Genomic DNA, 14,939 nt, shown 5'->3' with positions numbered 1-14,939 from the left:
GTTTCCTCGTGCACGAGCTGTGGACAACCCCGTGCACGACGGCCCGGCCGGTCGGCGGGACACAGGCTCGTGTTGTTCGTCCACCGTCCGTCCACACCCGGTCGGGACGGAGAAATCGACGATGACCTGCGGAAACGTCACTTGTCCACAGTTTCCACCGAGCCTGTGAGTACGACGGGACTACACATGGATCAGATCTCGATGAACTTCGGGGCGCGGCCCGACCTGGGGACAACCCGCACCCGCACCGTCCGGCACCTCGGTCGCGCGGCTCCGACGACGGCCGCACACCCGAATCACAACTTCGGTACTCCCGCTGTGCGGCACCCCCTGCGCATGGCAGGATGCACACCCCTGGCAGCGCGCTCCGACATTCGTGTGGTTCGCGGCCGGCACCCCGTGGTCCCAGGAGTCATCGCAGGAGGCGAACACCCGTGAAGTTCCGCGTCGAGCGCGACGTCCTCGCCGACGCCGTTGCCTGGGCCGCCCGCAGCCTCCCGGTCCGACCCAGCGCCCCGGTGCTGGCCGGCCTGCTGATCGAGACCCAGGGCGGTCAGGGCGACGGCCTGCAGCTGAGCACGTTCGACTACGAGACCTCCGCCCGCGCCACGGTGCCTGCCGACGTCTCCGACGAGGGCCGGGCACTCGTCTCCGGCCGGCTGCTCGCCGACATCTGCCGAAGCCTGCCCGCCAAGCCGGTGGAGATGACCATCGAGGGCGCGAAGGTGTCGCTGACCTGCGGCAGCGCCCGGTTCAGCCTGCAGACGATGCCGGTCGAGGAGTACCCCTCCCTGCCCGACATGCCGCAGGCCACCGGCACCGTGCGCAGCGACCTGTTCGCCAACGCCGTCGCCCAGGCCGTCACCGCGGCGGGCCGCGACGACATGCTGCCGGTGCTCACCGGCGTCCGGATCGAGATCGACGGCTCCCACCTGTCGCTGCTGGCCACCGACCGGTTCCGGCTGTCGCTGCGCGAGCTCGAGTGGGACCCGGGCGCCACCGACGTCAGCGCGGCCGCGCTGGTGCCGGCCAAGGTGCTGGCCGACACCGCGAAGTCGCTCACCGCCGGGGCCGAGGTCACGATCGCGCTGTCCACGTCGGGCGCCGGCGAGGGCATCATCGGCTTCGAGGGATCGGCCGGGGGCGGCGTACGCCGGACCACCACCCGACTTCTCGACGGCGAGTTCCCCAAGGTCCGCACGCTGTTCCCCAGCGAGCAGCAGACGGTCGCCCGCGTCGACCGGGCCACCCTGGTCGAGGCGGTCAAGCGTGTCTCCCTGGTCGCCGAGCGCAACACGGCGGTCCAGCTCGCGTTCACCGACGGTGTCCTCACCCTCGACGCCGGAAGCGGCGACGAGGCACTGGCCACCGAGCAGATCGACGCCGAGGTCAAGGGCGCGGACATCACCACCGGCTTCAACCCGCAGTTCCTGCTGGACGGGCTGACCGCGCTGGAGTCGCCGGTCGTCGAGATGGCGTTCACGCAGGCCTCCAAGCCCGCGGTGATGGTCGGGGTCGACAGCCAGGACGGCGAGGCCGACCTCGCGTTCCGCTACCTGCTGATGCCGCGCCGCCTGCTCTCCTGAGCGGCCGGGCCGGCCACTTCGCTTGGGCGTAGGCTCGCACCGCCAGCATTCGCGCGCGGGAGGAGAACCATGGAGATCGGCCTCATCGGGCTGGGCAAGATGGGTGGCAACATGCGCGAGCGGCTGCGCCGCGCCGGCCACACCGTCGTCGGCTACGACCGCAACCCCGAGGTCAGCGACGTCGACAGTCTCGAGGCGATGGTCGAGGGACTTCCCTCGCCGAAGATCGTCTGGGTGATGGTGCCGTCCGGCGACCCGACCCGCGCGACCGTGGACGCCCTGGGCGACCTGCTCGGCGAGGGCGACATCGTCATCGACGGCGGGAACTCCCGGTGGACCGATGACCAGAAGCACGGGAATCTCCTTGCTGACAAGGGGATCGGCTTCGTCGACTGCGGAGTCTCGGGAGGAGTCTGGGGTCTCGAGAACGGCTACGCACTCATGGCCGGCGGCGACCCCGAGCACATCAAGACCCTCCAGCCGGTCTTCGACGCCCTCAAGCCGGAGGGCGAGTTCGGCTGGGTGCACGCCGGCGGCGTCGGCGCCGGGCACTTCTCCAAGATGGTGCACAACGGCATCGAGTACGCCCTCATGCAGGCGTACGCCGAGGGCTGGGAGCTGCTGCAGAAGGCCGAGATGGTCGACAACGTCACGGAGGTCTACCGCTCGTGGCGCGAGGGCACCGTGATCCGCTCGTGGCTGCTCGACCTGATGGTCGCGGCCCTCGACGACGACGAAGGGCTCTCCAAGATCCGCGGCTACGCCGAGGACTCCGGTGAGGGGCGGTGGACGGTCGAGGCCGGCATCGAGCACGCCGTCGCCACCCCGGCGATCACCGCGGCGCTCTACGCGCGGTTCGTCTCGCGGCAGGACGACAGCCCGGCGATGAAGGCGGTCGCCGCGATGCGCAACCAGTTCGGCGGCCACGCCGTGCGGACCGACGCCCCGGCCGGCGGCGACCAGGCCGGGACCGACCGGGCCCCGGACCAGAGCGACGCCGCGCGAGCCGCCGACGCCGGCTCGGACTCCGCGGCCGGCGAGAGCTAGGTCGACCCACCACGTGCACGTCGTCCGCCTGTCTCTGCACGACTTCCGGTCCTACGCCGCCGTCGAGGTCGTGCTGCCGCCGGGCGTGACGGCGTTCGTCGGACGCAACGGGCAGGGCAAGACCAACCTCGTCGAGGCGGTCGACTACGTGGCGCGGCTGTCCTCGCACCGGGTCGCGAGCGACGCGCCGCTGGTCAGGTCCGGCGCCGACCAGGCGGTGGTGCGGGCAGTCGTGGTCCGCGACGGGCGGGAGGCGTTGCTCGAGGTCGAGATCAACCCCGGACGCTCCAACCGCGCGCGGATCAACAAGTCACCCCTCCCCCGGGCCCGCGAGCTGCTCGGTCTGGTGCGGACCGTGCTCTTCTCCCCCGAGGACCTGACGCTGGTCAAGGGCGACCCCTCCGACCGTCGCCGGTTCCTCGACGACCTCCTGGTGCAGCGCGCCCCACGCTTCGCCGGCATCCGCTCCGACTACGACCGGGTGCTGCGCCAGCGCAACGCCCTGCTGAAGAGCGCCGGACAACGGGGTGGCCGGCGCACCGGACCCGACGAGCACTTCGAGAGCACGATCGAGGTGTGGAACCAGCAGCTCGCTGCGGTCGGGGCCGAGCTCCTCGCCGCCAGGATCGCGCTGGTCGAGGAGCTGGGGCCACTCGTCGGCACAGCGTACGAAGCAGTGGCGCAGTCGGCGACCCGCGCGGACGGCACCGAGGCGTCCCTGACCTACCGGCCCTCGTTCGACCTCGGCCCGCTGGGTCAGCCGGGCGTGGTGCCCGACCGCGCCCCCCTGCGCGACGCGATCCTCGCCGAACTCGCGCGGCGTCGCGCCGACGAGCTGCAGCGCGGCATCAGCCTGGTCGGCCCGCACCGCGACGAGCTGGTGCTCGGGCTCGGACCCCTGCCGGTGAAGGGATACGCGTCCCACGGGGAGTCCTGGTCGTTCGCGCTCGCGCTGCGGCTCGCGTCGTACGACCTGCTCCGCGCCGGCGGCGACGACCCGATCCTGATCCTCGACGACGTGTTCGCCGAGCTAGACACCGGCCGCCGCGACCGGCTCGCCGAGATGGTGGCCGGCGCCGAGCAGGTGCTGGTGACCGCGGCGGTCGCAGCCGACGTGCCCGCCATACTGCGCGGGCACCGCATCGACATCGTCGACGGGGAGGTGGCCGTCCATGGGAGCTGACGACCCCGCCGAGTTGTCAGGGCGTGAACCGGCCGGGACCGACTCAGGGTCTGACAACTCGGCGGAGGCGCACGACGACACCGGCCTCGACCTGGCCCGCAGCATCGCCCGCGGCCTCGCGAGCAGCCGGCGTACGACGAAGCGTCGGAACCCGCCGCGCCGCGGCCGGCGGCCGGTCGTCGACCCCACCGCGTCGGGCGCGCACCCCGACGACCGCGACCCGCAGCTGCTCGACACCACGATCGGCCGGCTCATCGCCGACCAGGGCTGGGGCACCGACGTGCGGGTGCACGGCGTGTTCAGCCGGTGGGACCTGCTGGTCGGCCGCGAGGTCGCGCAGCACTGCCGGCCGGAGTCGTTCACGGCCACAGACGGCGGAGGCACGCTCGTGGTCCGCACCGACTCGACCGCGTGGGCGACCCAGATGAAGCTGCTCGCCCCGACCGCGCTGCGCCGACTCAACGAGGAGCTCGGGGACGGCACGGTCACCCTGGTCGAGGTGCTCGGACCGCACCTCCCGAGCTGGAAGAAGGGCCTCCGCTCGATGCGCGACGGCCGCGGTCCGCGCGACACCTACGGTTGACCGACCTGGGCTGCCGGGCGCTGTGCGGCCGGGCCCCGGGAACCCCGTCAGGGGCGATCTGCGGCCGCCGCGGCCGTATGGGGACCCGGAAGCAACCCTGGCATCGTCTCCTGGATGCCCTCCGGGGCCGGGAATCGGCATTCTGGAGTCCGGATCCCCCCTTTTCCCAGGGTCGCTATGCCTCGAATCACGCCCTGGCGGGTATATTGGGACCCGAGGTCGAACTCCAAAGGGGTCGACCTTCGTCATGCCGGCTCCAGTCTCGGCATGCCCGGCTCCTGCCGGTGAGCGACCAAGTGCAAAGGATGGCTTGTGGCCGACCAGCCCACCCCCCACGGGGACGCAGCGACCGACACCAGACCTTCCGCCGAAGTGGTCTCCGAGACCGCAGCAGCCCTCGCCCCGGCCGGCAGCTCGCACGCCGTCGAGGACGGCATGTACGACGCCTCCGCGATCCAGGTGCTCGAGGGGCTCGACGCGGTCCGGAAGCGTCCGGGCATGTACATCGGCTCCACCGGCGAGCGCGGGCTGCACCACCTGGTCTGGGAGATCGTCGACAACGCCGTGGACGAGGCGCTCGCCGGTCACTGCGACCAGATCCGGCTGACCCTGCTGGCCGACGGCGGCCTCCGGGTCGAGGACAACGGCCGCGGCATCCCCACCGACACCGCCCCCGGCCAGGACATGCCGGCCGTGACGATGGCGCTCACCATGCTGCACGCCGGCGGCAAGTTCGGCGGTGGTGGCTACAAGGTCTCCGGCGGTCTGCACGGCGTCGGCGTCTCGGTGGTCAACGCGCTGAGCAGCAAGCTGCAGGTCGATGTCTGCAACCGTGGGTACCACTGGCGGCAGATGTTCAGCCTCGGCGTACCCGACGGTCCGCTCGAGCAGCTCGAGCCGGCCGACGAGACCGGCACGACCGTCACCTTCTGGCCGAGCACCGACATCTTCGAGACCACCACGTTCTCGCTGGAGACGATCACCAACCGGATCCGCGAGATGGCCTTCCTCAACAAGGGCCTCGAGATCGTCGTCCGTGACGAGCGCGCTCACGCCGAGGACATCGCCGACGCGGTGGCCGACGAGACCGTCAGCGAGGACGTCGACGGCGGTCGCTCCGCGACCGACGGAGCCATCAAGGGTGACGGTGAGGCGCTCGAGCAGCGGTTCCGCTACGACCGCGGCCTGATCGACTACGTCGAGCACCTCAACCGACGCAAGGACAAGGCCAACCCGAGCGTCATCTCGTTCGAGGCCGAGCAGAACGACCAAGGCATGAGCCTCGAGATCGCGATGCAGTGGAACACCTCGTTCCAGGAGTCCGTGCACACCTTCGCCAACACGATCAACACCCACGAGGGCGGCACCCACGAGGAGGGCTTCCGCGCGGCCCTGACCACCCTGGTCAACAACTGGGGCGAGGAGTGGGGCCTGATCAAGAAGAAGGAGGACCGGGTCTCCGGCGACGACGTCCGCGAGGGTCTGACCGCGATCATCTCGATCAAGCTCGGTGAGCCGCAGTTCGAGGGCCAGACCAAGACCAAGCTCGGCAACACCGAGGCCAAGAGCTTCGTGCAGCGGCTGGTCAACGAGCAGCTCGGCGACTGGCTGGAGAAGAACCCGGCCGAGGGCAAGGACATCGTCCGCAAGGCGCAGGCCGCCGCCTCCGCACGCATCGCCGCGCGCAAGGCCCGCGACCTGGCCCGGTCCCGCAAGGGCCTGCTCGGCGGGGGCGGCCTGCCCGGCAAGCTGTCCGACTGCCAGTCGACGAACCCCGCGGAGTGCGAGGTGTTCATCGTCGAGGGTGACTCCGCCGGAGGCTCCGCCAAGTCGGGCCGCGACCCGCGGGTGCAGGCGATCCTGCCGATCCGCGGCAAGATCCTCAACGTCGAGAAGGCCCGTCTCGACAAGGTGCTCGCCAACACCGAGGTGCAGGCGATCATCTCGGCGCTCGGCACCGGCATCCACGAAGAGTTCGACCTCGACAAGCTGCGCTACCACAAGGTCGTGCTGATGGCCGACGCCGACGTCGACGGCCATCACATCAACACGCTGCTGCTGACGCTGCTGTTCCGCTTCATGAAGCCGCTCATCGAGCACGGCTACGTCTACATGGCCCAGCCGCCGCTCTACCGGCTGCGCTGGAACAAGCCGCACGAGCACGAGTACGTCTACTCCGACTCGGAGCGCGACGCCCTGATGCGGGCCGGCATCGAGGAGGGCAAGAAGCTGCCCAAGGAGAACCCTGTCCAGCGCTACAAGGGTCTCGGTGAGATGAACGCCGACGAGCTGTGGGAGACCACCATGGACCCCGACCAGCGGCTGATGTTGCAGGTGACGCTCGACGACGCCGCCCAGGCCGACGAGATCTTCTCGATCCTGATGGGCGAGGACGTGGAGCAGCGGCGCTCCTTCATCCAGCGCAACGCCAAAGACGTCCGGTTCCTCGACATCTGATGAGCGCCGCGATGCACGCACGCTGGCTGCGTTGTCCTCGCTCGACGGCCGACCCCGGGCCGCCTTCGCTCGTCCGCCTTGCCAGCGCACGCACCTCACGACGCTCAAACGGAGTGGATGAATGACTGACAACGTGATCGAAGGACCGGGTCCCGGCGGCCGCATCGAGCCGGTCGAGCTGCAGACCTCGATGCAGCGGGCCTACATCGACTACGCGATGGCGGTCATCGTCGGCCGCGCCCTGCCCGACGTACGCGACGGGCTCAAGCCCGTGCACCGCCGCGTGCTCTACGCGATGTACGACGGCGGCTACCGCCCCGACCGCGGCTTCTCGAAGTGCTCGCGCGTGGTCGGCGACGTGATGGGTCAGTACCACCCCCACGGCGACTCGGCGATCTACGACACCCTGGTCCGGCTCGCGCAGCCGTGGGTGATGCGGGCGCCTCTGATCCACGGGCAGGGCAACTTCGGCTCGCCGGGCAACGACCCCGCGGCGGCGATGCGCTACACCGAGTGCCGGATGGCTCCGCTGGCCATGGACATGGTCCGCGACATCGACAAGGACACCGTCGACTTCCAGCCCAACTACGACGGCCGCTCCTCGGAGCCGGTGATCCTGCCCGCGCGATTCCCCAACCTTCTGGTCAACGGCTCGGCCGGCATCGCCGTCGGCATGGCGACCAACATCCCGCCACACAACCTGCGCGAGGTCGCCGAGGGCGCGACCTGGGCCCTGGAGCACCCCGACGCGACCCGCGAGGAGCTGCTCGACGCGCTCCTCGAGCGGATCAAGGGCCCCGACTTCCCCAACTCCGCGCTGATCGTCGGCCGGCAGGGCATCGAGCAGACCTACCGCACCGGCCGCGGCTCGGTGACCCAGCGCGCGGTCATCGACGTCGACGAGGACGCCAAGGGCCGCACCTCGCTGATCATCACGCAGCTGCCCTACATGGTGAACCCCGACAACCTCGCGCTGAAGATCGCCGAGCTCGCCGACTCCGGCAAGGTGCAGGGCATCGCCGACGTGAAGGACAACACGTCCTCGCGCACCGGGCAGCAGCTCGTCGTCGTGCTCAAGCGCGACGCGGTCGCCAGGGTGGTGCTCAACAACCTGCTCAAGCACACCGAGCTGCAGACCAACTTCAGCGCCAACATGCTCGCGCTGGTCGACGGTGTGCCGCGCACGCTGACGCTCGACCAGTTCATCAGCCACTGGGTCGCGCACCAGATCGACGTGATCCAGCGGCGCACGCGATTCCTGCTCGCCGACGCCGAGCGCCGTGCGCACATCTTCCGCGGCCTGGCCAAGGCCCTCGACATGCTCGACGAGGTCATCGCGCTGATCCGGCGCTCGCCCGAGGTCGACGACGCCCGTCGCGGCCTGATCGAGCTGCTCGACATCGACGAGATCCAGGCCAACGCCATCCTCGACATGCAGCTGCGCCGCCTCGCGGCCCTGGAGCGGCAGAAGATCATCGACGAGCTGGTCAAGATCGAGACCGAGATCGCCGACCTGGAGGACATCCTCGCCGACCCCGCCCGCCAGCGCCGGATCATCGCCGAGGAGCTCAAGGAGGTCGTCGACAAGTACGGCGAGGACCGCCGCACGCAGATCATCGCGGCCGACGGCGACCTCTCGATGGAGGACCTGATCCCCGACGAGGACCTCGTCGTGACGATCACCCGCGGCGGGTACGCCAAGCGCACCCGCGCCGACCTGTACCGGACCCAGAAGCGGGGCGGCAAGGGGGTCCGCGGTGCGACGCTGAGGGGCGACGACGTCGTCGAGCACTTCATGGCGACCACCAACCACCACTGGTTGCTGTTCTTCACCAGCGCCGGCCGGGTCTACCGCACCAAGGCCTACAACCTCCCCGAGGCGTCTCGCGACGCGAAGGGCGGGCACGTGGCCGGGCTGCTGTCGTTCCAGCCCGACGAGCAGATCGCCCAGGTGCTGGCGATCCGCGACTACGACCAGGCGCCCTACCTCGTGCTGGCCACCCGCAACGGCCTGGTCAAGAAGACCCGGCTCGGCGACTACAACAGCCCGCGCCAGGCCGGAGTCATCGCGATCAACTTCCGTGAGGACGACGACGAGCTGATCGGCGCCGAGCTCGTCAACGACGGCGACGACGTCCTGCTGGTCTCCCGCAAGGGCCAGGCGATCCGCTTCCCGGCCGAGCGTGACCTGCGGGCCATGGGCCGGGCCACCTCCGGCGTCACCGGCATGAAGTTCCGCGACGGCGACCAGCTGCTGTCGATGTCGGTGATCCGTGCAGAGCAGGTCGCCGCTGAGGAAGCGGCGGCCGCCAGGGCGGCCGAGGCAGGCGCGTCGACCGAGCCCGGCGACCTGCCCGGAGTGCAGGAGCAGTACGTCTTCACGATCACCGACGGCGGCTTCGCCAAGCGCACCCGGATCTCGGAGTACCGCCAGCAGTCCCGCGGCGGCCTCGGCATCAAGGCGATGAAGCAGGACGACGAGCGCGGCAACCTGGTCGGGGCCTTCATCGTCGTCGAGGGCGACGAGGTGCTGGCGATCAAGCAGTCCGGGCAGGTCACCCGCAGCGCGATCGACGAGCACCTGCGCCCGACCGGCCGCGACACCAAGGGCGTCCGGTTCGTCGGCGTCAGCGAGGGCGACGGCGTCGCCCAGGTCGCCCGCAGCGTCGAGCGCGCCACCGAGATCGAAGAGGCGGTGGAGGAAGCAGTGAGTGACGGGACCGATGTGAAGAGCGAGGACGCCGCTGCGGCCGCCGTTGACGAGTCCGACTCGGTCACGAATCGCGACTCTGACCAGGAGGATGCGACAATCGTGACGGACCGGCCCGGAGACGAGCCGGCTGACGACGAAGCCACCACCGAGGAGTCCTGATGGCCGACCGACGTGCCGATGACACGCCGCTGGCACCACGACGATCGCTCGGTGCGCCCGGACAGGCCACCGACGAGTCGCGGCGACCGCTGAGCGAGCGGGTCTCGGCCGCCGTGTCCGCGGCGGGCAGCGCGGTCCAGCAGGCCGCGTCGCCCTCCGGTCCCGGCACCGGTACGACGACCGCTGCCCGGCCCTCCCCGGGACCGTCCGGTCAGCCGCCGCGCCGGCCCCGCACCCGCCGCGCCCGGCTGCGGCTGGTGCACCTCGACCCGTGGTCGGTGATGAAGACGTCGTTCCTGCTCTCCATCGCGTTCGGCATCGTCACCGTCGTGTCGGTTGCCGTCGTCTGGGCAGTGCTCGGCGCCGCCGGCGTCTGGGACTCCATCAACTCCACGGTCACCGACGTGCTGGGTGGCGAGTCCGCCGACACCTTCGACATCGAGAACTATGTCGGCACCAGTCGCGTGCTCGGGTTCACCATGATCGTGGCAGTGGTCGACGTCATCCTGATCACGGCGATCGCCACGCTCGGCGCCTTCCTCTACAACCTCGCTGCTGCCCTGCTCGGCGGCCTCGAGGTCACGCTCGCCGAGGACGACCACTGAGCCCGAGCGACTCCCCGGCCGCGCCGGCGTAAGGCCGCCGGCTCGGTTTGGGAGCCGTCGACGCGATGGGGTAATCTCTCCCGTCGGCAGCCGCTCGGACACCCGTTCGGCCGCGCGTCACTGCACCATCAACGCACGCCACGGGCCTATAGCTCAGACGGTTAGAGCGCTTCCCTGATAAGGAAGAGGTCAGAGGTTCAAGTCCTCTTAGGCCCACCACCCACAAACCCCCGCGAACCGGCACCAGCACGGACAGCGGGGGTTTTGCCGTTCCCGCACCTGCCACCAATCGCCGCCGGGTGACTACCGTCATCCCCAGACGGCGGTCGCGGTCCACGAGTGGGAGGAAGCCCATGCTGAACCAGGTCTCGGAAGGTGTGCTGGTCCACCAGAGCGAGCTGCTCCGGAACAATACAGTCGTCGTGCAGGGCGCGGACGGTGTGCTGCTGGCGGACCCCGGGATCACAGGTGACGAGATGGCATGCCTGGCGAACGACCTCCGCGGGCTGGGGCAGCCCGTCGTGGCCGGCTTCGCGACGCACCCGGACTGGGATCACGTGCTCTGGCACGCCGAGCTCGGTGATGCGCCCCGGTACGGCACGGCCCGCTGCGCGGCGTACCTGCGAGACCTGCGGTCCGACGCGGACTGGGAGGCCCGCATCGCCGAGGGGCTACCGCCGGAGATCGCCGACGAGACTCCCCTGGACCTGTTCGGCCTGATCACCGGTCTGCCCGCCGAGGCTGCACAGATTCCTTGGGACGGACCGACGGTCCGGATCCTCGAGCATCAGGGTCACGCCCCGGGCCATGCCGGCCTGTGGGTCGAAGAACGCGGGGTTCTCGTCGCCGGCGACATGCTCTCCGACGTGTTCATCCCGATGCTCGACGACCTGAACGGCACCAATGACCCGATCGAGGACTACCTGGCAGCGCTGCGGCTGTTCGAGGGCGTCGCGGACGACGTCGATGTCCTCATCCCCGGTCACGGGTCCGTCGCCAGAGCCGACGAGGTGCGCGCAAGGATCGAACAGGATCGAGCCTACGTGCACGCCCTGCGTGACGCCCGTGATCCCGACGACCCGCGGATCGGTCCGTCGGCCAAGCCTGGCTGGGAATGGGTGAGCGACATCCACGCGGGGCAGGCCCAGCGCTTCGGTGGAAGCAGAGACCGGGACGGGACCCCCGGGTAACGACCGCTTCCACCACCGGACCTCACGGCAGCGGGGGTGCCTCGGTGGCGAATCTGCAGGCTCCGCAGCGAGCCGGCGGGTCCCGGGTTGCTAGAGTTTCCGCTCGGCCACAGACGGTCGTACGCCGCATCGAGAGGTTCCACCGTGAAGAAGCTGCTGCTCATCGCCCTGGCCGCCGCGGGCGCCGTGCTCGCCAACCGGAAGCTCAAGGCCGGCCAGCAGGAGCAGGCCCTCTGGGCCGAGGCGACGGACAACGTCACCAAGAGCTCCTGAGGAACAGCCGCCGGCGCTGCCGGCAAAAGGGGCCATGGCGCAATTGGTAGCGCACCTGCTTTGCAAGCAGGGGGTTAGGGGTTCGAGTCCCCTTGGCTCCACCGAACTGTCCGCGCTCGGTTCAGCCTGCGTGGGCTGACGTGTGCCGAGCGATCGCGGGCACCACGACGTCCCACAGCTCCGGCGGCGGCACCTCGTGACCCATCCCGTCGAGCCTGACCAGCGAGGCATGAGGGATCCCGGCCGCCAGCGCCTCGCCGTGGGCGAGCGGGAACGCCGGGTCGGCGGTGCCGTGCAGCACGAGCGTCGGCGCGGAGATGTCGGCGAGCCGGAACGCGACCCCTTCGTCACCGGCGAGGATCCAGTGGTTCTTCGCGGCGGCCTCGATGTCTCGAGTCCGGTCGACGAAGGTCGTGGCGACGTCTCGCGCCCGCGTCTCGTCGAACCCGAGCGTGCCCGCGAAGGGACGCTCACTCTCGACGAGATAGTCGACTACCGCGACGCGGTCGTCCCAGTCCGGCTCCGGAGCGGGGTCCTCGAAGTGCGCCGCGAGCTCCGGCTGCATCCGTGGAAGTGGTCCGGATGTGTGCTCTCCGGCGGGGCTGGTGGCGATCAGGGTCAGCGTCCGGACGCGGTCCGGATGGAGGGCCGCGAGCTCCTGTGCGATGCCACCGCCCATCGAGACGCCCACCAGATGTGCGCGGGCGATCTCCAGCGCGTCCAGGACGCGCAACGGATCCGTGGTCAGCTCGGCGGCCGAGTACGACGGCCGGCCGGCCGGTGAGCTCGCGGAGCGGCCGGTGTCCCGGTGGTCGTAGCGGATCACGAAGAGTCCATGTGTGGCGATCAGTTCGCAGAACCGGACCTCCCACGTGTCCATCGAGACCGCCGCACCGGCGATCAGGAGGACGGCCGGATCGGCCCGGTCGCCGAACGTCTCCAGGCACAGCTCCACCCCGTCGACGGTCACCAGCCGGTCGCTCATGCATGGACCGACCGGCGACGTAGCCGGAACTCATCGCTCCACGGGCCTCGGCTGCCCGCGGCCGCGGTCCACGAACGACGCCTTTCCACCGGGTCTTGAAGAGCCCGGTCGCGGACTGGTAGAGCGGACCCTCACGGCGCTGTGCACAAGGTGCAAAAGGCGCGATGATGCGGTTGACCCGGCGGCTGACCCCGAGAGGACCTGACGAAGATGACCGACGCGGAAGCGGTGCTGGACGAGGCGGGACTGAAGAACGCCAAGGTCCGGGAGTACGTGACCTACTGGGCCGAGCTCACGGGCGCCGCTCGCGTCGAGGTGGTCACCGCCGCCGACGACGCCCGCCTGATCAAGGAGGCCCTCGAGGCGGGAGAGCTGCAGCCGGCCGGCGAGGGTCTCTACTACTCGCGCAGCTACCACAAGGACACCGCCCGCTCCGAGGAGCGCACGATCGTCGCCACCAGCAAGGCCGAGGACCGCGGCGTCTACAACAACTGGCGGTCCGCCTCGGAGATGACGCCGATGCTGAAGGAGCGGATGCGCGGCGCCTCGGCCGGCAAGACGATGTACGTCGTGCCGTACCTCATGGCACCGCCCGGCTCGCCGCTGGAGGAGTACGCCGTCGGCGTCGAGCTCACCGACCACCGCCCCGTGGTGCTGCACATGATCCGGATGGCCCGGGTGGGCATCGAGCACGTGGAGAACCTCGCCGACCCCAACCACTTCGTGCGGGCCGTCCAGGTGACCGGCGACCTCGAGAACCTCGGCCAGGGCACCGACAACGACCAGCGCTACTTCGTCACGGTCGCCGACGAGCGCACGATCCTGCACTTCGGCTCGTCGTACGGCGGCAACGCGCTGCTCGGCAAGATCGCCCACGGCCTGCGCCAGGCCGCCTACGACGGCTGGGCCTCCGGGAAGTTCCTCGCCGAGCAGTTCATGCTCATCGGCATCACCGACAAGGAGACCGGCCGCAAGTTCCACATCTGCGGCGGCTTCCCGAGCGCCTCCGGCAAGACCAACCTGGCCATGATGCTCGCCCCGGACGCCCTCGGCGACCGCTACCACGTCTCCTTCTTCGGCGACGACATCGCCTGGCTCTGGGTCGACCCGGCCGACGGCAGGCTGTACGGGATGAACCCCGAGTTCGGAGTGTTCGGCGTCGCCAAGGACACCAACGAGTCCACCAACCCGACTGGCCTGCGCTCCGTCGGACCCGGCACGGGCGCGATCTTCACCAACGTCGCCTACAACGAGGTCACCCACGAGGTGTGGTGGGAGGGGAAGACCAAGACACCCCCCGCGGACGTCACCGGCTGGCGCGACTGGCGGGGCCGGCTGATCTCCGAGCGCACCGGCGACGAGGTCGACGAGCCCTGGTCCCACCCCAACAGCCGGTTCACCACCACGCTGGCCAACGTGCCCAACGTCGCCGAGGACTTCGAGGACCCGCGCGGGGTGCCGATCGACGCGATCATCTTCGGCGGCCGCACCAGCGACCGCGAGCCGCTGGTCCGGGCGATCACCGACCTCGCCGAAGGCGTGTACGACGGGCTCACCCTCGGCGCCGAGGCGACGTTCGCGGCCGAGGGCGTGGACGGGCAGCTTCGCTACGACCCGATGTCGATGCGGCCGTTCATGTCCTACTCCGAGGGCGAGTACGCCGCCCACTGGCTGCGCATCGTCGGCGCCGCCACCGACCAGCCGATCTTCGCCCACGTCAACTGGTTCCAGAAGGACCCGGGCGACGGCCACTTCCTCTGGCCCGGCTACCGCGACAACCTGCGGCCGCTGCTGTGGCTGCTGCAGCTGCGGGCCGGGGAGGTCACCGGCCGGCAGACGCCGGTCGGCATCCTGCCCACCGAGGAGGAGCTGATGCTCGAGGGCTGCGAGGTCGACCCCGCCGACCTGGCCACCCTCCTCGACCTCGACGTCCCCCGCTGGCGCGAGGAGATGGGCTTCCGCGAGGACCACCTCAAGCAGTTCGACGGACTGCCCGAGGAGATCTGGGAGGCCCACCGCCGGGTCGCCGCCGCCCTCGACGAGGCCTGACCGTGGGTCGAGTTGCCACGTATCCGGGTTGAGTTGCCAACGATTCGGGTTGAGTCGCCACTCCCACCTGGATTCCTTGGCGACTCGACGCGCATTCCTGGCAACTCAA

The 14,939-nt window shown here is 70.2% G+C and carries 11 protein-coding genes and 2 tRNA genes; 12 read left to right on the top strand and 1 reads right to left on the bottom strand.

Annotated elements, in window-relative coordinates:
• Positions 1-434: 434 nt before the first annotated feature.
• The 11 genes from dnaN (at position 435) to VFH10_RS07210 (ending at position 11,897) form a co-directional block, all read left to right on the top strand.
• A complete protein-coding gene (gene dnaN, locus VFH10_RS07260) occupies positions 435-1,586 on the top strand; it encodes a DNA polymerase III subunit beta (protein WP_325127416.1) in 1,152 nt (383 codons plus the stop codon).
• A 69-nt stretch (positions 1,587-1,655) separates the two neighbouring features.
• Complete coding sequence (gene gnd, locus VFH10_RS07255) at positions 1,656-2,633, top strand: phosphogluconate dehydrogenase (NAD(+)-dependent, decarboxylating) (protein WP_325127414.1); 978 nt, start codon at positions 1,656-1,658, stop codon at positions 2,631-2,633.
• Between the two features lie 13 nt (positions 2,634-2,646).
• The gene (recF, locus tag VFH10_RS07250) at positions 2,647-3,816 is read left to right on the top strand and encodes a DNA replication/repair protein RecF (RefSeq protein WP_325127412.1); all 1,170 of its coding nucleotides are present in this window, start codon (positions 2,647-2,649) and stop codon (positions 3,814-3,816) included.
• Entirely contained in the window at positions 3,806-4,399 is a 594-nt protein-coding gene (locus VFH10_RS07245; RefSeq protein WP_325127410.1) for a DUF721 domain-containing protein, read from the top strand. Before recF ends, VFH10_RS07245 begins: the two co-directional genes overlap by 11 nt.
• Positions 4,400-4,834: 435 nt before the next feature.
• Positions 4,835-6,856: a DNA topoisomerase (ATP-hydrolyzing) subunit B gene (gene gyrB / locus VFH10_RS07240; RefSeq protein WP_325127467.1), complete on the top strand. Its 2,022-nt coding sequence runs from the start codon at positions 4,835-4,837 to the stop codon at positions 6,854-6,856.
• A gap of 121 nt (positions 6,857-6,977) precedes the next feature.
• A complete protein-coding gene (gene gyrA / locus VFH10_RS07235) occupies positions 6,978-9,728 on the top strand; it encodes a DNA gyrase subunit A (RefSeq protein WP_325127408.1) in 2,751 nt (916 codons plus the stop codon).
• Positions 9,728-10,333, top strand: a complete 606-nt coding sequence (locus VFH10_RS07230; protein ID WP_325127406.1) for a DUF3566 domain-containing protein — start codon at positions 9,728-9,730, stop codon at positions 10,331-10,333. The genes gyrA and VFH10_RS07230 overlap by 1 nt, the downstream gene beginning before the upstream one ends.
• Positions 10,334-10,475: 142 nt before the next feature.
• Positions 10,476-10,552: transfer RNA gene (locus tag VFH10_RS07225), tRNA-Ile, on the top strand.
• Positions 10,553-10,686: 134 nt separating this feature from the next.
• Positions 10,687-11,523 (top strand): MBL fold metallo-hydrolase, encoded by an 837-nt coding sequence (locus tag VFH10_RS07220; RefSeq protein ID WP_325127404.1) that lies wholly within the window; start codon positions 10,687-10,689, stop codon positions 11,521-11,523.
• Between the two features lie 144 nt (positions 11,524-11,667).
• Positions 11,668-11,796, top strand: coding sequence for a DLW-39 family protein (locus tag VFH10_RS07215; protein WP_325127402.1), 129 nt, complete (start codon positions 11,668-11,670; stop codon positions 11,794-11,796).
• A gap of 28 nt (positions 11,797-11,824) precedes the next feature.
• A tRNA-Ala gene (locus tag VFH10_RS07210) sits at positions 11,825-11,897 on the top strand.
• A gap of 20 nt (positions 11,898-11,917) precedes the next feature.
• Here VFH10_RS07210 and VFH10_RS07205 read toward each other — a convergent pair.
• On the bottom strand, positions 11,918-12,781 hold the full coding sequence (locus VFH10_RS07205; protein ID WP_325127400.1) for an alpha/beta hydrolase: 864 nt from the start codon (positions 12,779-12,781) through the stop codon (positions 11,918-11,920).
• A 210-nt stretch (positions 12,782-12,991) separates the two neighbouring features.
• On the opposite strand from VFH10_RS07205, the gene VFH10_RS07200 reads away from it, so the two are divergent.
• Positions 12,992-14,830, top strand: coding sequence for a phosphoenolpyruvate carboxykinase (GTP) (locus VFH10_RS07200; protein ID WP_325127398.1), 1,839 nt, complete (start codon positions 12,992-12,994; stop codon positions 14,828-14,830).
• Positions 14,831-14,939 lie beyond the last annotated feature (109 nt).

The sequence above is a fragment of the Nocardioides sp. genome (assembly GCF_035697785.1).
Classification (GTDB): Bacteria; Actinomycetota; Actinomycetes; order Propionibacteriales; family Nocardioidaceae; genus Nocardioides_B.
The sequence above is the reverse complement of the archived record's forward strand: the minus strand, read 5'-3'. Positions and strand labels throughout refer to the sequence as shown.

Coding starts and splice junctions, on each gene's coding strand:
- gyrA (WP_325127408.1), top strand. CDS start 6,978: ATGACTGACAACGTGATCGAAGGACCGGGTCCCGGCGGCCGCATCGAG.
- VFH10_RS07205 (WP_325127400.1), bottom strand. CDS start 12,781: ATGAGCGACCGGCTGGTGACCGTCGACGGGGTGGAGCTGTGCCTGGAG.
- gnd (WP_325127414.1), top strand. CDS start 1,656: ATGGAGATCGGCCTCATCGGGCTGGGCAAGATGGGTGGCAACATGCGC.
- VFH10_RS07220 (WP_325127404.1), top strand. CDS start 10,687: ATGCTGAACCAGGTCTCGGAAGGTGTGCTGGTCCACCAGAGCGAGCTG.
- VFH10_RS07245 (WP_325127410.1), top strand. CDS start 3,806: ATGGGAGCTGACGACCCCGCCGAGTTGTCAGGGCGTGAACCGGCCGGG.
- gyrB (WP_325127467.1), top strand. CDS start 4,835: ATGTACGACGCCTCCGCGATCCAGGTGCTCGAGGGGCTCGACGCGGTC.
- VFH10_RS07230 (WP_325127406.1), top strand. CDS start 9,728: ATGGCCGACCGACGTGCCGATGACACGCCGCTGGCACCACGACGATCG.
- VFH10_RS07200 (WP_325127398.1), top strand. CDS start 12,992: ATGACCGACGCGGAAGCGGTGCTGGACGAGGCGGGACTGAAGAACGCC.